The organism is Pseudomonas sp. stari2, from assembly GCF_040760005.1.
Lineage (GTDB): Bacteria > Pseudomonadota > Gammaproteobacteria > Pseudomonadales > Pseudomonadaceae > Aquipseudomonas.
Genome location: NZ_CP099760.1, coordinates 141,020 through 157,099, shown reverse-complemented (window position 1 = coordinate 157,099; position 16,080 = coordinate 141,020). Strand labels below are relative to the sequence as shown.

Annotated in this window: 17 protein-coding genes; 6 read left to right on the top strand and 11 right to left on the bottom strand. The window is 60.2% G+C overall.

The window, feature by feature from the left end; translation table 11 throughout:
- Positions 1-9 precede the first annotated feature (9 nt).
- From NH234_RS00725 to folE2, 3 genes are read right to left on the bottom strand one after another with little or no spacing between them, the layout of a single operon-like run.
- Positions 10-876: a metal ABC transporter permease gene (locus NH234_RS00725; protein WP_367255346.1), complete on the bottom strand. Its 867-nt coding sequence runs from the start codon at positions 874-876 to the stop codon at positions 10-12.
- Positions 876-1,544, bottom strand: a complete 669-nt coding sequence (locus NH234_RS00720) for a metal ABC transporter ATP-binding protein (RefSeq protein WP_367255343.1) — start codon at positions 1,542-1,544, stop codon at positions 876-878. Before NH234_RS00720 ends, NH234_RS00725 begins: the two co-directional genes overlap by 1 nt.
- Positions 1,541-2,437 (bottom strand): GTP cyclohydrolase FolE2, encoded by an 897-nt coding sequence (gene folE2, locus NH234_RS00715; RefSeq protein ID WP_085731303.1) that lies wholly within the window; start codon positions 2,435-2,437, stop codon positions 1,541-1,543. The genes NH234_RS00720 and folE2 overlap by 4 nt, the downstream gene beginning before the upstream one ends.
- Before the next feature lie 84 nt (positions 2,438-2,521).
- Here folE2 and NH234_RS00710 point away from each other — a divergent pair, with 84 nt between their 5' ends.
- Positions 2,522-3,721 carry an N-acetylmuramoyl-L-alanine amidase gene (locus tag NH234_RS00710; RefSeq protein WP_367255341.1) on the top strand — a complete coding sequence of 400 codons (1,200 nt, stop codon included), beginning with the start codon at positions 2,522-2,524 and terminating at the stop codon, positions 3,719-3,721.
- Here the strand turns inward: NH234_RS00710 and NH234_RS00705 are convergent.
- Positions 3,718-4,092, bottom strand: coding sequence for a glutamine synthetase (locus tag NH234_RS00705; protein ID WP_085731305.1), 375 nt, complete (start codon positions 4,090-4,092; stop codon positions 3,718-3,720). The genes NH234_RS00710 and NH234_RS00705 overlap by 4 nt on opposite strands.
- A gap of 224 nt (positions 4,093-4,316) precedes the next feature.
- On the opposite strand from NH234_RS00705, the gene zigA reads away from it, so the two are divergent.
- Both zigA and NH234_RS00695 read left to right on the top strand, forming a co-directional pair.
- Positions 4,317-5,522, top strand: coding sequence for a zinc metallochaperone GTPase ZigA (gene zigA / locus NH234_RS00700; protein WP_367255338.1), 1,206 nt, complete (start codon positions 4,317-4,319; stop codon positions 5,520-5,522).
- Positions 5,522-6,172, top strand: a complete 651-nt coding sequence (locus NH234_RS00695) for a DUF1826 domain-containing protein (RefSeq protein ID WP_085731307.1) — start codon at positions 5,522-5,524, stop codon at positions 6,170-6,172. The genes zigA and NH234_RS00695 overlap by 1 nt, the downstream gene beginning before the upstream one ends.
- 4 nt (positions 6,173-6,176) lie before the next feature.
- Here NH234_RS00695 and NH234_RS00690 read toward each other — a convergent pair whose 3' ends face one another.
- Positions 6,177-6,533, bottom strand: a complete 357-nt coding sequence (locus NH234_RS00690; protein WP_367255335.1) for an NADH:ubiquinone oxidoreductase — start codon at positions 6,531-6,533, stop codon at positions 6,177-6,179.
- Between the two features lie 25 nt (positions 6,534-6,558).
- Here NH234_RS00690 and NH234_RS00685 point away from each other — a divergent pair, with 25 nt between their 5' ends.
- Complete coding sequence (locus NH234_RS00685; protein WP_367255332.1) at positions 6,559-7,530, top strand: GTP-binding protein; 972 nt, start codon at positions 6,559-6,561, stop codon at positions 7,528-7,530.
- A 1-nt stretch (position 7,531) separates the two neighbouring features.
- Here NH234_RS00685 and NH234_RS00680 read toward each other — a convergent pair whose 3' ends face one another.
- Positions 7,532-7,945 (bottom strand): DUF3301 domain-containing protein, encoded by a 414-nt coding sequence (locus tag NH234_RS00680; RefSeq protein WP_096817106.1) that lies wholly within the window; start codon positions 7,943-7,945, stop codon positions 7,532-7,534.
- 117 nt (positions 7,946-8,062) lie between these two features.
- Here NH234_RS00680 and pdxY point away from each other — a divergent pair, with 117 nt between their 5' ends.
- Entirely contained in the window at positions 8,063-8,935 is an 873-nt protein-coding gene (gene pdxY, locus NH234_RS00675; RefSeq protein ID WP_085731311.1) for a pyridoxal kinase PdxY, read from the top strand.
- 43 nt (positions 8,936-8,978) lie between these two features.
- On the opposite strand, the gene NH234_RS00670 is transcribed toward pdxY, so the two are convergent.
- Complete coding sequence (locus tag NH234_RS00670) at positions 8,979-9,461, bottom strand: acyl-CoA thioesterase (RefSeq protein ID WP_003229693.1); 483 nt, start codon at positions 9,459-9,461, stop codon at positions 8,979-8,981.
- Positions 9,462-9,744: 283 nt separating this feature from the next.
- On the opposite strand from NH234_RS00670, the gene NH234_RS00665 reads away from it, so the two are divergent.
- On the top strand, positions 9,745-11,508 hold the full coding sequence (locus NH234_RS00665) for a cation:proton antiporter (protein ID WP_085731312.1): 1,764 nt from the start codon (positions 9,745-9,747) through the stop codon (positions 11,506-11,508).
- A gap of 21 nt (positions 11,509-11,529) precedes the next feature.
- Here NH234_RS00665 and NH234_RS00660 read toward each other — a convergent pair whose 3' ends face one another.
- The 4 genes from NH234_RS00660 to uvrD form a co-directional block, all read right to left on the bottom strand.
- A complete protein-coding gene (locus NH234_RS00660) occupies positions 11,530-11,937 on the bottom strand; it encodes an SMI1/KNR4 family protein (protein WP_007995855.1) in 408 nt (135 codons plus the stop codon).
- Between the two features lie 138 nt (positions 11,938-12,075).
- Positions 12,076-12,951, bottom strand: coding sequence for a Tim44 domain-containing protein (locus NH234_RS00655; protein ID WP_367255329.1), 876 nt, complete (start codon positions 12,949-12,951; stop codon positions 12,076-12,078).
- Between the two features lie 175 nt (positions 12,952-13,126).
- Positions 13,127-13,567, bottom strand: coding sequence for an EamA family transporter (locus NH234_RS00650; RefSeq protein ID WP_016984014.1), 441 nt, complete (start codon positions 13,565-13,567; stop codon positions 13,127-13,129).
- A gap of 88 nt (positions 13,568-13,655) precedes the next feature.
- Positions 13,656-15,839, bottom strand: a complete 2,184-nt coding sequence (gene uvrD, locus NH234_RS00645; RefSeq protein WP_085731314.1) for a DNA helicase II — start codon at positions 15,837-15,839, stop codon at positions 13,656-13,658.
- Between the last annotated feature and the right edge of the window lie 241 nt (positions 15,840-16,080).

The window sequence follows — 16,080 nt, the reverse complement described above, 5'->3', positions numbered from 1 at the left end:
GGAAATACCTCATTGGGATGTGAGCAAGGGCGGGCGGCGCAGCAGGCCGTGAACCGGCCCGAGCACGACGGACAACAGGTAACCGATGCCCGCGACCAGCACGATGGCCGGACCGCTGGGCAGCGAGTAGTAGAACGACAGCAACAGGCCGAGCCATACCGACAGGCAACCGATCACGGCGGCGATAGCGATCAGGATCGGCAGGCGTCGGCTCCAGAAACGTGAAGCGGCGGCGGGCAGCATCATCAGTCCGACCACCATCAGCGCGCCGATGGCCTGGAAACCGATGACCAGGTTGAGCACCACCAGCGTCAGGAACACCCCGTGGGCGATCGGGCCGAGTCGGCTGACGGTGCGCAAAAAAAGTGGGTCGAGGGTGTCGAGCAGGAGCGGGCGGTAGATCAGTGCCATGGCCATCAGGCTCAGCAGCGAAACGCCCAACATGCCGTTGAGGGTCGGCCCGTCGACGGCCAGCGCCGAGCCGAACAGCAAGTGCAGCAGGTCGAGCCGTTTGCCGGCGATGCCCAGAATCAGTACACCGCTGGCCAAGGAGATCGGGTAGATCGCCGCGAGGCTGGCGTCCTCGCGCAGGCCAGTTCGGCGGGTGATCCATGCGGCGAGTCCGGCCATGCTCAGGCCAGCGCCGAGACCGCCGAGGGTCAGCGCGGGAAGACTCAGGCCGGCAAACCAGAAACCGAGTGCGGCACCGGGAAGGATGCCGTGGGCGACGGCATCGCCGATCAGGCTCATGCGGCGCAGGATCAGGAATACACCCAATGGCGCGGTGCTGCACGCGAGCAGGAGACCGCCGAGCAGTGCCCGACGCATGAACACGAACTCAAGGAACGGTTGCCAGAAATGCGCGGCGGCGTGCATCAGGCCACCTGCACGTTGGGTGTTTGCTGGATCAGTTCAACACTGGGGCCAAACACACAGCCGCTGTGTTTGATCAGCAGCGTTTGTGGAATGTGTTGACGGACGGCGGCGAGGTCGTGGCAAACCATCACCAGCGTCCGGCCTTGCGCATGCCAGCTGTGCAGGTGTTGCCAGAGTAATGCTTGACCCAGTTCGTCGAGGGCGGCATGGGGTTCGTCGAGCAGCAGCAATGGCGTGTCGGCCAGACTCAATCGGGCGAGCAGGGCGCGTTGTAATTCACCGCCGGAGAGGGCCATCAATGGGCGCTGCTCCAGGCCGCTCAAGTGCCAGTCTTCAAGTGACTGAGTCAGCCGTTGTGTGCGCAGTTGGGTTGAAAGTCGGCGGCCCCAGAAACCGGCGGCGACCAGTTCCTGAAGGCTGATCGGGAATTGCCGATCCAGGTGCTGTTGCTGGGGGAGGAATGACAAACCACTTTGGCGAGGGACGCCTAATGCGACGGCGCCAGCCAAAGGCCTCTGTAATCCGGCGATGACTTTCAGCAGGCTGCTTTTACCGCTGCCGTTGACACCGATGATGGCGGTCAGGCTGCCGCGTTCCAGTTGGAGGCTCAGCGGTGGCGTGAGCGGTTGGCCGGGTGCGCCCCAACTCAGAGACTGCAGGCGGATCATGCGGTCTCCCGGCGCCAGCGACTTTCAGCGACTGCATCGTGGGCGTGGAGGCTTTCGGCGTGGATCACGCACAGGTGGAATTCGCGGATGCCGGGTGAACGACGCAGTGCCAGATTCAGACGGCGAGCGGCGTCTTCGCAGAACATCAGGTTCTGGCCATTAGCGAGGGCGAAGGCTTGTTCGTCGGCGCGTTTCACGGCGGTTTGTACCGCGGTGCCGAGGGCTGCTTCGGCATCGTTGATGGTTGAGGTCAGTGGCAAACCATCGACAAATTCATCCAGGTGCAGATGCAGTCGCGCGGTACTGCGTTGGCTGTGGGGCGTTGCGACGATCCCTTGAGTCGAGCCCAACCAAGCCAGAACCTCGGCATGTTGCAACGGCTTGTTGGCGAAATCGTCGACGAATTGCTGCTGGATCAATTGCCTCGCCAGAGCGGCAGAGCAGGGGCAAGTCGAGGAATAGGCCACCTCGATTTTCAGTTCCACGTGGAACACTGTGTTTTTCAGAGTGGCTGCAATGGTCACCGGATAGGTTTTCCATCCTGCCAATGGGCTGACCAATGCGGGCCTTCTGAGCAGCAAGTCCGTATGAATATTCAAATAGGCGCTGGTGGCCAGGCCATCATGGCTATCGAGAAAACGCTGCAAAACCTGCTGCAAAAGTGCGGGAGTGAGGTTTTGTTGTTCCAGCATTTCCAGCGCGAGGTACAACCGTGACATGTGAATCCCACGGGCCTCGCCGTCATCCAGGCTGACACCCGCATCGGCTTTTGCTGCCAGGCGTTGGCCCTCGATAAAGACAGGTAGAGCGATACCACGCATTCCCACCCAATCAAGCGGCAAGGCTTGGCGGGCGGCTTGCGCGGCGATATCCGGCAGCGTCAGCGCATTCATGTTCAGTACCATCGTGTTGATTGGATTTGATGTTACATTATAACAATTCAAATCACGATGCCTTTTTCATTAACGGGCTTTCATATGCACAGACGTCATTTGCTTAATCTGATGTTGGCCAGCGCTGCGCTGGCTTTTCCATTCAGTGTCAGCGCTACACAAATTCGCAATGCACGCCTCTGGCGTTCGGATGACAAGCTTCGACTGGTCTTCGATTTGAGCGGGCCAGTGAGCTACAAGACGTTTACGTTGAGTGCACCGGATCGTCTGATCATCGACTTGAATGGTGCCAACTTGAGTGGTGATTTCAGTCAGTTGGCGCTCAGCGAAACGGTCATTCGCAGCATCCGTTCCGGGCATTTTGGGAAGAGTGATACTCGAATCGTTCTGGATTTGAATCGCCCGGTTCAGCTCAATACCTTCCTGCTGGCGCCTCAGGATGGGCAAGGGCATCGCTTGGTTCTGGACCTTTTGGGCGATTCAAAAGTGGCAGCTCCAAGCGTTCCACGTGAAACACCGGGGAAAACCAATCATCCAAAACGAGACATTATTGTCGTGGTCGACCCTGGTCATGGCGGTAAAGATCCGGGCGCAGTGGGTGCAAAAGGCGAGCGCGAGAAAGACGTTGTGCTCTCCATTTCACAGCTGCTTGCCCGCCGGCTGAAGCGGGAAAAGGGCTTCGATGTGAAGCTTGTGCGCAACGACGACTTCTTTGTACCGCTCCGCAAGCGGGTCGATATTGCTCGCCAGCACAAGGCCGACATGTTCATTTCGGTGCACGCAGATGCCGCGCCGCGTCTGACCGCTTCGGGCGCTTCGGTGTATTGCCTGTCTGAAGGGGGCGCGACGTCGGCCACTGCGCGCTTTATGGCGCAGCGGGAAAACGGTGCGGATCTGCTCGGTGCAACCAGCCTGCTGAATCTGAAAGACAAGGACCCGATGCTCGCCGGGGTCATCCTCGATATGTCGATGAGCGCCACGATCGCCGCCAGTTTGCAGTTGGGCAGCACGGTGCTGGGGAGTCTGGCGGGCATCACCACGCTGCATCAAAAGCGTGTGGAACAGGCAGGATTTGCGGTACTGAAGTCACCCGATGTGCCGTCGATTCTGGTGGAAACCGGGTTCATTTCCAACGCGCGGGACAGTCAGCGACTGGTCACCGCTCGCCATCAGCAGGCGGTTGCTGACGGATTGTTCGAAGGGTTGCAGCGCTATTTCCAGAAAAATCCACCTGCCGACAGCTATATCGCTTGGCAGCAGGAGCAGAAATCAGCGCGTGTCTAGCAGCCCGTGAGTCGGCTACAAGTGAACTTCCCGGTGCTTCCGCCGGAGCTGGAGAAGCGATTGATCGTTGTCCAGCCCACCCGGCGGTTGTAACCGACCCAGGCCTCGCCGTCGGAGGCGATCCCGGTGAAGAACGTCAGCTGCCCATAGATGCTGTTGGTTTGCGCCCAATAACGTTGGCCAATCTTCTCGAAACCTCGCAGGTAAATCGTCTTGCCGGCCGTGTTGACGCTGTAGGCGTTGCCATTGGCATCCACACACGCCAGCAGATTCGCGCTGCGCGTGCAGTTGGCGAGCCCTGGGACTTGTGCCCATGCATCGAACGTCAGCAAAGCCAGGCCAACGAGTGAGAATTTCAGCGCAGTTTTCATGAGATCACTCGACGGCGAAGTGTTTCCAGCTTCCAGCCCTTTGTCATTTCCGGCAAGAAGAAAGTGGATCTTTAATATTGTTATACTATAACATAAATTCGATCGAGCTTTCCGTGGCTCCTGTTTTCAAGCGTCTGCTTCTCTGATTGTCTCGTAGAAGCCCAAGAACGCCTGCCGCAGAGAGCGTTTCCTGTGTTTAGCTACCGTTTGATGAGGTTTACCCCATGTCTTCCCCACTTCCCGTGACCGTTTTATCCGGCTTTCTCGGCGCCGGAAAAAGTACACTTTTGAATTACGTACTACGTAACAGAGACGATCTGCGTGTGGCGGTGATCGTCAACGATATGAGCGAAATCAACATTGATGGCAGCGAAGTTCAGCGTAATGTCGACCTGAACCGTGCAGAAGAAAAACTCGTCGAGATGAGCAACGGTTGTATCTGCTGTACGTTACGCGAAGACCTTCTAGAGGAGGTCGCCAAACTGGCACGGGAAGGCCGATTCGATTATCTGCTCATCGAATCCACCGGCATTTCCGAGCCATTGCCGATAGCCGAGACCTTCACCTTCCGCGACGAGCAGGGCCAAAGCCTCGCGGACATAGCCCGCCTCGACACCATGGTCACTGTAGTCGACGGCCTGAATTTCCTGCCTGATTTCCAGGCTGCCGAAAGTCTGGCCTCCCGTGGCGAAATCCTCGGTGAAGAAGATGAGCGCTCGATCACCGATCTGTTGATCGAACAGATCGAGTTCGCCGACGTTCTGTTGATCAGCAAGATCGATCTGATCAGCAGCCGAGAACGGGAAGAGCTGATGGCGATCCTCAAGCGGCTCAACGCGAACGCCGAGATCATCCCGATGGTGATGGGCGAAGTGCCGCTGGAGAAGATCCTCAACACCCACCGTTTCGACTTCGACAGGGCTGCAACGGCCCCGGGCTGGCTCCAGGAATTGCGTGGCGAACATGTGCCGGAAACCGAGGAGTACGGCATCGCGTCCACGGCTTACCGCGCGCGCCGACCCTTTCACCCTCAGCGCTTTTTCGACTTCATCGATCGACCTTGGCTGAACGGTAAGTTGCTGCGCTCCAAAGGCTTCTTCTGGCTCGCAAGCAAACCCACGGATGCCGGCAGTTGGTCGCAGGCGGGCGGTTTGATGCGCCATGGTTTCGCCGGGCGCTGGTGGCGTTTTGTACCGAAAAATCAGTGGCCACAGGATCAGGAAAGCACCGCTGCGATCCTGGAAAACTGGACCGCCAGCGTAGGAGACTGTCGCCAGGAACTGGTGTTTATCGGCCAGAACATCGATTTCGCACAACTCAAGTCAGCCTTGGACGACTGCCTGCTCACCGATGCCGAGATGGCGCTTGGTGTCGAAGGCTGGCGATTGCTGGCTGATCCGTTCGGCCCCTGGCATGACGAGGCCGCGTGATGCTTGCCCTCAAACCGCTGCAAAGCAAAACACGTCATCAAGTTCTCGGCCCGACCCCGCAAGCGCTGGCGAGCATACTGGAAGATGAAATAAACCTCGCTGTCTGGCAGCGGCAACTACCGCTGCATGTCGCCGATTTTGCGAAGTTGTTGGTGTCACTCAACGAGCCTTATGCCGAAGCGCTGAGCCTCGAATTACCCGACGAAGACACCGAGCCGGACCTGTCCGGACTGGCCAGCGGATTCCGTGACCTGGAAGGCTACGAAGGTTTTATCGCCGACTTGAAATGGCTGGTCGGCGCCTTCGCCTGCCTGCTCGGCGCGCGACGGATCGGCTTGCGGCTGCGTGTGCTGGACAAGGCGATGTGCCCGCGTTTTCACGTCGATCATGTGCCCGTACGACTAATCACCACCTACGCCGGTATTGGCAGCGAGTGGTTGAAGGAAGGGGAAATGGATCGCCGGCAACTGGGAAAACCGCTGGCCGAGCCGCAGGAAAAATCGCGGATTCAGCAACTGGTCAGCGGTGAAGTGGCGATGCTCAAAGGGGAGAAGTGGCACGGTAACGAAGGTTTCGGGCTGATCCATCGCTCTCCTCAACCGGCGCCGGGCGAACGGCGTCTGATGCTGACTCTGGACTGGCTCGGCTGATGCCTCAAGGCTTGAGCCAGCTACCCTGGCTCTGGCTTTCGCAGTACGGCTTCAAGTAGGCCGCATCAGTGGCCACGCCGTAATAGTGGATATCCTGGCGATAAGGCATATTGGCGACTTGCGCGTTGCTGCACACGCCAAACGCTCCGGCAGGGCACTGATCGACGTACTGCACGTCGACTTTTTGCCCCGCCAGCGTGGGTTGGCAGAAGCCGTCATTGAACAGTTTCTCCGGGATGTTGCGGTTCTGCTGGCAGACCTTCACGTCGAGGCGTTCCGCCTGGCTGTGCACCACACAGGCCTGGGCCAGCGCTTCGCCCGAAACCAACGCCAACAGCAACGACCATCCCATCCACCGCATTCCCGACCTCCAGAAAACCTTGATCATGTTGCAGAACATTCCCACCCACGTCATCGCAGGCCCCTTGGGCGCCGGCAAGACCAGCCTGATCCGCCAACTCATGGCGCAGCGACCGACCGGTGAGCGCTGGGCGGTACTGATCAACGAGTTCGGCCAGATCGGCCTCGACGCTGCGCTGTTGACGCGGGAGGCCGATGGTATCGCACTGGGCGAAGTGGCCGGGGGCTGTTTGTGTTGCGTGAACGGTGTGCCGTTTCAGATCGGGCTGGGACGATTGCTGCGCAAGGCTCAGCCGGATCGCCTGTTCATCGAACCTTCCGGATTGGGGCATCCGGCGCAGTTGCTGCAACAACTGAGCGAGGCGCCATGGCAAGGCGTTCTCGCGGTTCAACCCTGCGTGCTGGTGCTGGACGCCCAGGCACTGGCGGCAGGCAAGACGCTACCGCCAGCACAGCGGGAGGCGCTCCCGAATGCCGGTTTGCTGGTATTGAACAAGGCGGAAACCATCGATGAATCCCGGCGAGAGCAGATTGCTCGTCAGTTGCCGTCCGTCAGGCTGATCTGGACGCAGCAGGCATCGTTGCCCCTGAGCGAATTGCCGGGTGTGACAGCTCAAGCGCAAGCGGGTGTGGATAAGTTGATTACGCCCAAGGGGCTGGCGCAGATGCCGGCCATCTGGAGCGATCCGGCTTTGCCGATTTGCCTGAGTCAGGCGCAAGAGGGCGGTTGGAGCATCGGCTGGCGCTGGCACCCAAGCCAGACATTTGACGTGATTCGCATCACTCAGTGGCTGGAATCCCTGCAATGGCGCCGGGCGAAGCTGGTTATCCACAGCCAGGACGGCTGGCGGTCAGCCAATGCGCTGGATAATACCAAGCTGGACTGGCAGCCCAGCGAGTGGCGCAAGGACTCTCGGATCGAGCTGATTTTCGACCGGCCGCAGGCGATCGATGAGTTGCAGGCAGGACTGGCCGGCTGTCGGATTCAAGTGGCCTGATTCAAGGCTTCCACTTGGTGTGTTCCTGGCGCCACTGGCTCAGCTCGATCACTTGCGCGGTCGGCTTGGCTACTTCCACCACTGGCGGGGTGTCGTCGAATGGTGCCGGGTAGGGCGCCAGTTCGATCTGCGCACTGTGGGGGCCGAACTGGGTGATGGTGCCGTTGTGGCGAGTTTCGCCGGTCACGGTGAATTCGAAGTTGTAGACCCGGGCCAGGCGTCGACGACCGCTGGCATCCTTGATGAAACCGATCTTCTTCAGCGCCACGTTGCCGTCGAGCAGTTCGACGCCGACATTCACGCAATGCTGCTTGACCCGTTCCAGCGCCCGCTCACGCAGGCCGTGGTTGTGCCACAGCCACGCGCCGGCAACGGCGAACAGCATCAGCACGAAAATGTTTTCCAGGGTCAGCATCAACAAGAAACTCCAAAAGTTGGCATCAGCTTAACTGCGTCGCCGGTCTGTCGTACAGGCTGCGTTTCGTCGCATACTGCGCGGCTTGAATTTCAATCGTTTTACGGAAAACCCCGAATGAAACGTACGCCTCATCTGCTCGCCATCCAGTCCCATGTGGTGTTCGGCCATGCCGGCAACAGCGCTGCGGTTTTTCCGATGCAGCGGGTCGGGGTCAATGTCTGGCCACTCAACACCGTGCAGTTCTCCAACCACACTCAGTACGGCCAGTGGGCCGGGGAAGTGCTGGTACCGCAGCGGATCCCGGAACTGGTTGAAGGTATCGCCGCCATCGGTGAATTGGGCAATTGCGACGCAGTGCTGTCCGGTTATCTCGGCAGTGCGGCGCAGGGCCGGGCGATTCTCAGCGGTATAGAGCGGATCAAAGCGGTCAATCCAAAAGCGCTGTACCTGTGCGACCCAGTGATGGGCCATCCGGAGAAGGGTTGCAGTGTGCCGGCTGAGGTCAGCGATTTCCTGCTCGACGAAGCCGCGGCGGTGGCGGACTTCATGTGCCCGAACCAGCTCGAGCTGGACAGCTTCTCCGGGCGTAAGCCGCAGTCGCTGTTCGATTGCCTGGCGATGGCGCGGGCGCTGCTGGCGCGTGGGCCGAAAGCAGTGCTGGTCAAGCATCTGGATTACCCGGGGAAACCGGTGGATGGCTTTGAGATGTTGCTGGTGACGGCCGAAGGCAGTTGGCATCTGCGTCGCCCGCTGTTGGCGTTTCCGCGGCAACCGGTCGGTGTGGGCGATCTGACGTCCGGCCTGTTCCTGGCGCGGGTGCTGCTCGGCGACAGTCTGGTGGCGGCGTTTGAATTCACCGCAGCGGCGGTGCATGAAGTGCTGCTGGAAACCCAGGCCTGCGCCAGTTATGAACTGCAACTGGTGCGGGCGCAGGATCGGATTGCGCATCCGCGGGTGAAGTTCGAGGCCACGCCGATCAGCCTCTGATCATTGCGGCGCTCGCAGGCATCGCCCGCGAGCGCTCTTTCACTCAGGCGTCGCCCTTGATTTCCTGATAGCGCTTCTCCAGCTCCTGGCGAATCTGCCGGCGTTGCTGGGCCTGCATGTAGCGACGTTTGTCTTCGCTGTTCTGCGGTTGCAGCGGCGGTACGGCGGCCGGTTTACGCTGATCGTCCACCGCGACCATGGTGAAGAAGCAGCTGTTGGTGTGACGCACCGAGCGCTCGCGGATGTTCTCGGTGACCACTTTGATGCCGACTTCCATCGAGGTGTTGCCGGTGTAGTTCACCGACGCGAGGAAGGTCACCAGTTCGCCGACATGGATCGGCTCGCGGAAAATCACCTGATCCACCGACAGGGTCACCACGTACCGGCCGGCATAACGGCTGGCGCAGGCGTAGGCCACTTCGTCGAGGTATTTGAGCAGGGTGCCGCCGTGGACATTGCCAGAGAAGTTGGCCATGTCGGGGGTCATCAGTACCGTCATCGACAGCTGGGCGTTTCCGGGTTCCATAACGTTCTCACGGGTCAAGGCAGGGTTGCTGGAAGATGCACCTCTGCGGGTGCCTGGTCGCTTTTCAAAACCACCGATATCGGGACGCCGGGCAACTGGTCGCCGTCACGCCCGGATCGATCTGTTTCCATATATTGCACCGCCTTTCAGCCGTAAGTCGCGGTGTTACCCTTCAAAAGCCCACCCCAAGGGCGATTCCTACACCTAAAGCGGATTTTTACTCAGCTCGCCCAGACGTTTTCAGACGCCTGCCGCGAGCATCGTCATTCAAGGAGCCCACGCCATGCATGCCATCAGCTTTATTCAGGATCTGGCAGTGATCATGCTGGTCGCAGGCGTGGTGACCGTGTTGTTCCACCGTTTCAAGCAACCGGTGGTGCTCGGCTACATCGTCGCCGGCTTCATCATCGGCCCGCACACGCCGCCGTTCGGCCTGATCCACGACGAAGAAACCATCAAGACCCTCGCCGAGCTGGGGGTGATTTTCCTGATGTTCTGCCTGGGCCTGGAGTTCAGCCTGCGCAAGCTGTTCAAGGTCGGCGCCACGGCATTCATCGCGGCGTTCCTGGAAATCATCCTGATGATCTGGATCGGCTATGAAATCGGCCGCTGGTTCGACTGGAATACCATGGATTCGCTGTTCCTCGGCGCGATCCTGGCGATTTCCTCGACCACCATCATCGTCAAGGCACTCAACGACCTGAAGATGAAGAACGAGCGCTTCGCGCAGCTGATCTTCGGCGTGCTGATCGTCGAGGACATTCTCGGCATCGGCATCATCGCCTTGCTGTCGAGCATTGCGGTCAGCGGCACGGTGAGTTCCGGCGAAGTGTTTTCCACGGTCGGCAAGCTCTCACTGTTCATGATCGTAGCCTTGGTCGTCGGCATCCTGTTGGTGCCACGACTGTTGGCCTACGTGGCGAAGTTCGAAAGCAACGAAATGCTGCTGATTACCGTGCTCGGGTTGTGCTTCGGCTTCTGTCTGTTGGTGGTCAAGCTTGAGTACAGCATGGTGCTTGGCGCATTCCTGATCGGCGCGATCATGGCCGAGTCGCGACAATTGCTGAAGATCGAGCGCCTGATCGAGCCGGTTCGCGACCTGTTCAGTGCGATCTTCTTCGTCGCCATCGGCCTGATGCTCGACCCGATGATCCTTCTGCAATACGCGTGGCCGATTGCGGTGATCACCGTGGCCGTGGTGCTGGGCAAGATGTTGTCCTGCGGCCTCGGTGCGTTTATCGCCGGCAATGACGGACGCACCTCGCTGCGGGTCGGGATGGGGCTTTCGCAGATTGGCGAATTCTCCTTCATCATTGCCGCGCTGGGCATGACGCTGCAGGTGACCAGCAACTTTCTCTACCCGGTCGCCGTGGCCGTCTCGGTCATAACCACGTTGCTGACGCCGTACCTGATCCGTGCCGCCGATCCGCTGTCGATAAAGCTGTCCGCCGCCATGCCGCAGCGTCTCGGGCGGGTGTTCGGGATGTATGGCGAATGGCTGCGCAGTATTCAGCCGCAGGGTGAGGGCGCGATGCTGGCCTCGATGATCCGGCGGATTCTGCTGCAGGTCGGGGTCAATCTGGCGCTGGTGATCGCGATCTTCTTTGCCGGCGCTTTCTTTGCCGGGCGCCTCTCGATCTGGATGCAGGACTGGATCAGCGATCCGAGCTGGCAGAAGGCGTTGATCTGGGGCGTGGCATTGCTGGTGTCGTTGCCGTTCCTGATCGCGGCCTATCGCAAGCTCAAGGCGCTGTCGATGCTACTGGCGGAGATGGGCGTGAAGCCGGAGATGGCCGGGCGTCACACACAGCGAGTGCGCCGGGTGATCGCCGAAGTGATCCCGATCCTCTCGCTGCTGGTGATTTTCCTGCTGCTGGCAGCCTTGTCGGCCAGTATCTTGCCGACCAACAAGTTGCTGGTGCTGGTCGCCGTGGTCGCGGCCGCCGTGGCGGCGCTACTCTGGCGCTGGTTCATCCGGGTGCACACGCGGATGCAGGTGGCCTTGTTGGAAACCCTCGACAATCACAAGGAATCGTCAGGGCATTGATCCTGCGGGGCGGCTGGGGGATCAGCTTTCCAGCCAGACGTCCCGCGCCCAGTGCCAGACCGATTCCCAGGACTCTTCGGTGATCAGCTCTTCTTCGCCGGACCACAGCACCACGGTGCCGTCTTCTTCGACGCAGTAGTAGTTGTCGCCGTCCTGGCAGATCGGGATCAGGTCGCGCGGCACGCCGGCGTCCCAGGCGTTGGCCGCCACATCCGGCAGATAAGTGTGGGATTGTGGGTCGGTGACAGTCACCGGCTCCAGGCTGCCGTAAACCACGTCGCTGACGGTCAGCAGAAACTCTTTGAAGACGAACGGGATGTTGATGAAGAGTTCCTCTTCGACTTCCACCAGTTGATCTTCGTCAGGCAACTCCAGGGGAACCGGTACGGGTTCGTTGGCTTCGCGCAGTTGTTCGATGATTTCTTCCACGTCCGGGATCCTCTTGCTTGAATGGCGCGGTTTATATGGGCCGGTTTATACAGTAGCTCGCTATAGATGCAACCGCGAAATAGAAAACCCCGGCCGAGGCCGGGGTTTTTATTGCTGCGGGTAAAACGTCGGACGTGATCAGCCGTTCTGGCGGATACCGGCGACCAGCCAAGGCTGGTTGTCGCCCTGCGGACGTTCCATGTTCCAGCTTTCGCTGAACACTTCGCCCTGGTCGAAACGCGAGGTTTTCGATACGCCGGTGAAGGTCAGAGTCGCGATGGTCTTGTCTGCACGATCATCCACGCCATCCAGTTGTACCTGGAGGTTGTCGATGTAGGTGGACTGGAAACCGTCACCCAGGTCCGCACGCTCACGCTTGAGGAACTCAAGCATTTGCGGGGTCACGAACTCGGCGATCTTGTCCATTTCGTTGGCGTCCCAGTGCTGCTGCAGCGACTGGAAGTGGCTGCGGGCGGCTTCAATAAAGCGCTGCTCGTTGAACCAGGCCGGTGCGTTGATCACCGGACGGGCGGCAGCCGGAGCGGCCGAGCCACCGAAGATCGAACCCATGGCGGCAGGTTTCTGCTCGAACACTTCACGCTGCATCGGCGCGCCGGCCGGAGCGAACTGCTCCTGCTGCTTGCGGCGACGAGCGGCGATGAAGCGGAAGATCACGAACGCGATCACGGCCATGATCAGGATGTCGAAGATCTGCATGCCCTGGAAGCCGCCGCCCATGAACATGGAAGCGAGCAGGCCACCGGCGGCGATGCCGGCCAGAGGGCCGAGCCATTTGGAAGCGCCGCCAGCCTTGGCAGCAGCGCCCGCGGCACCGGCAGCACCAGCGGTCGCAGCAGCGCCGCCCATGCCTGGAGAAGAAGGAGCCATCTGGCTGGTCTGGTGCGTCGGCGCAGCACCGGCGCTTTTGCCACCACCAAAGCGCTTGGCGTTGGCGTCGAGGCTCATCGTCAGGCCGATGCACAACGCCATGGCGATGCTAAGAAAACGTTTCATAAAGGGAATTCCCGTTTGTGGAGACACGCGCGCCATGTTGCACAGCTGAAGTGTCACTGGCTAGCGAGAGAGTGTTTCGGGCTTTTGCCTGACAGGTTACGTTCAGCTCGGTCGAGGCAATAAGGCCATGTACTTTTGTCTGTAGGAAAAGGAGGTAGGTTCAGTGGGAAATTGATCAGCGTCGAAACGCCAGCATCACCACGCCAGCCGTGATCAGGCCAATGCCGCCCCATTGCCGCAGGTCGAGTTTCTCGCCCAGCAGGATCACGCCGAGCACCGCCACGAGCACCACGCTGAGCTTGTCCACCGGGGCGACCAGCGAGGCTGGTCCGACTTTCAATGCCCGGAAGTAGCACAGCCACGAAGCGCCGGTACCCAGGCCCGACAGCAGCAGGAACAGATAGCTTTTGGCAGAGATCGATCCCAGGGACTGATATTGACCCGTGGCGTATAAAATCAAGGCCAGACTGACGAGTACCACGATTGTGCGCAGGAGGGTGGCGAAGTCGGAGTTGACGTTTTCGATGCCGACCTTGGCGAAGATCGCCGTCAGCGCGGCGAAGGTGGCCGAGAGCAGGGCCCAGAATGTCCAGGAGGAAAAGAAGCCAGAGCCCATGTCTCGTACCTTTCAGGATTGAACCGTTGCCGGTTGATCGTTCCCACGCAGACGGTGCAACGCCTCAACGTGGGAACGATGAGCAACTTTAGATCGCTTCCAGCTTCGCGTAACCCAGCATCAGCCACTTGCTACCTTCGCTGAAATTCACCTGAACCCGTGCCTGAGCGCCGGCGCCCTCGAAGTTGAGGATCACACCGTCACCAAAGATCGAGTGCCGCACGGCCTGGCCGAGGCTCAGACCCGTTTCCGGAATCTCGGCGCCACTGAACAGGTTGCTGCCGCTCATCGACTGGTTGCCGCCGAACGGTCGGCTGACGCTGTTCGACAGGCGCACTTCCTGAATCAGGCCTTTCGGCACTTCCCGAACGAATCGCGACACCTTGTTGTAGGTTTCGCTACCGTACAGGCGTCGGGTTTCAGCATAGGTCATCACCAGGTTCTGCATGGCCCGGGTGATGCCGACGTAAGCCAGACGACGCTCCTCTTCAAGGCGGCCCGGTTCTTCCAGGCTCATCTTGTGCGGGAACAGGCCTTCTTCCATGCCCACCAGGAACACGTAAGGGAATTCCAGGCCCTTGGCACTGTGCAGGGTCATCAACTGAATGCTGTCTTCGTGTTCGTCGGCCTGAGTGTCGCCGGCCTCCAGCGACGCGTGGCCAAGGAACGCCGCCAGTGGCGTCAGGTCTTCGTCTTCTTCGGTGTTCTCGAAGTTGCGCGCGGCGCTGACCAGTTCCTCAAGGTTTTCCACCCGGGCCTGGCCTTTCTCGCCTTTTTCCGCTTCGTGGTAGGCGATCAAACCGGACTGCTCAATGACGGTCTGGGTCATCAGGTGCAACGGCATCTCGGCGCACTTGGCGGCGAGGTTCTCGATCAGCTCGATAAACGCACCGAGTGCGCCGGCCGCACGACCGGTCAGACCTTTGTTGGCCACCAGCTGGCGCATGGCTTCCCACATCGACACATCGCTGTGGCGCGCATGTTCACGGATGGCTTCGACGGTCTTCTCGCCGATGCCGCGAGCCGGGACGTTGATCACCCGTTCCAGCGCCGCATCGTTGCCGCGACCTTCCAGCAAACGCAGGTAGGCCATGGCGTTCTTGATTTCCGCGCGCTCGAAGAAGCGCTGGCCGCCATAGATGCGGTATGGAATGCGCTCGCGCAGCAAGGCTTCTTCCAGAACGCGGGATTGGGCGTTGGAGCGGTAGAGAATCGCGATATCACTGCGAGCCAGGCCGGTTTTCAGCGCGCTTTCGATGGTTTCGACAACGTAGCGTGCTTCGTCGTGTTCGTTGAACGCGGCGTACAGGTTGATCGCTTCGCCGTCACCGCCATCGGTCCAGAGTTCTTTGCCCAGACGTCCGGTGTTGTTGGCGATCAGGGCGTTGGCCGCTTTCAGGATGCCGGCGGTGGAGCGGTAGTTTTGCTCCAGACGGATGGTCACCGAATCCGGGAAGTCGGAAGAGTACTGGTGGATGTTCTCGATTTTCGCGCCGCGCCAGCCGTAGATCGACTGGTCGTCGTCGCCGACCACCATCAGGCTGTCGCCGCCCTTGCCCAGCAGACGCAACCAAGCGTACTGCACGGCGTTGGTGTCCTGAAACTCGTCCACCAGAATGTGTCGGAAGCGCTTTTGGTAATGCGCCAGCAGGCCCGGGTGGTCGCGCCACAGGTCGAGGGCGCGTAGCAGCAATTCGGAGAAGTCGATGACGCCGGCACGCTGGCACGCCGCCTCGTACGCTTCATAAATGCCGCGCATGGTCGCCAGGAACAGATCGCCGCTGGCCTGAATGTGTTGCGGACGCAGACCTTCGTCTTTCTGCCCGTTGATGAACCACTGGGCCTGACGGGCCGGCCAGCGTTGTTCGTCCAGCCCCAGCTCGCGGATCACCCGCTTGACCAGCCTTTGCTGGTCGTCGCTGTCGAGAATCTGGAAGGTCTGGCTCAAGCCTGCTTCCTGCCAGTGCGCCCGCAGCAAGCGGTGCGCCAGGCCATGGAAGGTGCCGACCCACATGCCAGCCGGATTGATACCCAGCAATTGCTCGATGCGGTGACGCATCTCGGCAGCGGCCTTGTTGGTGAAGGTCACCGACAGGATCGAGTGGGGCGAGGCGTTTTCGACCTGGATCAACCAGGCGATACGGTGCACCAGCACTCGGGTCTTGCCTGAGCCGGCACCGGCCAGGACCAATTGACGACCAACGGGAGCCGCTACGGCCTGGCGTTGGGCATCGTTGAGGGAGTTCAGCAGAAGGGAGAGATCATCGCGCATCGGGGCATTCTAGGGTGCGCCGCATGCCCGGGCAAACCGAGCTTTGCATTAGCCGATGAAAGTGCTGCCAATGACGACCGGTCGGTCACCGGCTACAGGCGTTGGCCCGTGTGGCGTCGGGGCTTTTGCGGGTGACGGGAGGTCGAAACGTTTCGGCGAAATTATGATCTGGAGCAGTTTGGCAAGTGGTTGGGCTTGTGTATGCTCCGTCCACGTTTCCGGGCGCATGCTCACACTTATA

Coding starts and splice junctions, on each gene's coding strand:
- zigA (WP_367255338.1), top strand. CDS start 4,317: ATGTCTTCCCCACTTCCCGTGACCGTTTTATCCGGCTTTCTCGGCGCC.
- NH234_RS00720 (WP_367255343.1), bottom strand. CDS start 1,544: ATGATCCGCCTGCAGTCTCTGAGTTGGGGCGCACCCGGCCAACCGCTC.
- NH234_RS00655 (WP_367255329.1), bottom strand. CDS start 12,951: ATGAAACGTTTTCTTAGCATCGCCATGGCGTTGTGCATCGGCCTGACG.
- NH234_RS00680 (WP_096817106.1), bottom strand. CDS start 7,945: ATGCTGACCCTGGAAAACATTTTCGTGCTGATGCTGTTCGCCGTTGCC.
- NH234_RS00670 (WP_003229693.1), bottom strand. CDS start 9,461: ATGGAACCCGGAAACGCCCAGCTGTCGATGACGGTACTGATGACCCCC.
- NH234_RS00710 (WP_367255341.1), top strand. CDS start 2,522: ATGCACAGACGTCATTTGCTTAATCTGATGTTGGCCAGCGCTGCGCTG.
- NH234_RS00685 (WP_367255332.1), top strand. CDS start 6,559: ATGTTGCAGAACATTCCCACCCACGTCATCGCAGGCCCCTTGGGCGCC.
- NH234_RS00690 (WP_367255335.1), bottom strand. CDS start 6,533: ATGCGGTGGATGGGATGGTCGTTGCTGTTGGCGTTGGTTTCGGGCGAA.
- NH234_RS00695 (WP_085731307.1), top strand. CDS start 5,522: ATGCTTGCCCTCAAACCGCTGCAAAGCAAAACACGTCATCAAGTTCTC.
- NH234_RS00705 (WP_085731305.1), bottom strand. CDS start 4,092: ATGAAAACTGCGCTGAAATTCTCACTCGTTGGCCTGGCTTTGCTGACG.
- pdxY (WP_085731311.1), top strand. CDS start 8,063: ATGAAACGTACGCCTCATCTGCTCGCCATCCAGTCCCATGTGGTGTTC.
- uvrD (WP_085731314.1), bottom strand. CDS start 15,839: ATGCGCGATGATCTCTCCCTTCTGCTGAACTCCCTCAACGATGCCCAA.
- NH234_RS00650 (WP_016984014.1), bottom strand. CDS start 13,567: ATGGGCTCTGGCTTCTTTTCCTCCTGGACATTCTGGGCCCTGCTCTCG.
- folE2 (WP_085731303.1), bottom strand. CDS start 2,437: ATGAATGCGCTGACGCTGCCGGATATCGCCGCGCAAGCCGCCCGCCAA.
- NH234_RS00665 (WP_085731312.1), top strand. CDS start 9,745: ATGCATGCCATCAGCTTTATTCAGGATCTGGCAGTGATCATGCTGGTC.
- NH234_RS00725 (WP_367255346.1), bottom strand. CDS start 876: ATGCACGCCGCCGCGCATTTCTGGCAACCGTTCCTTGAGTTCGTGTTC.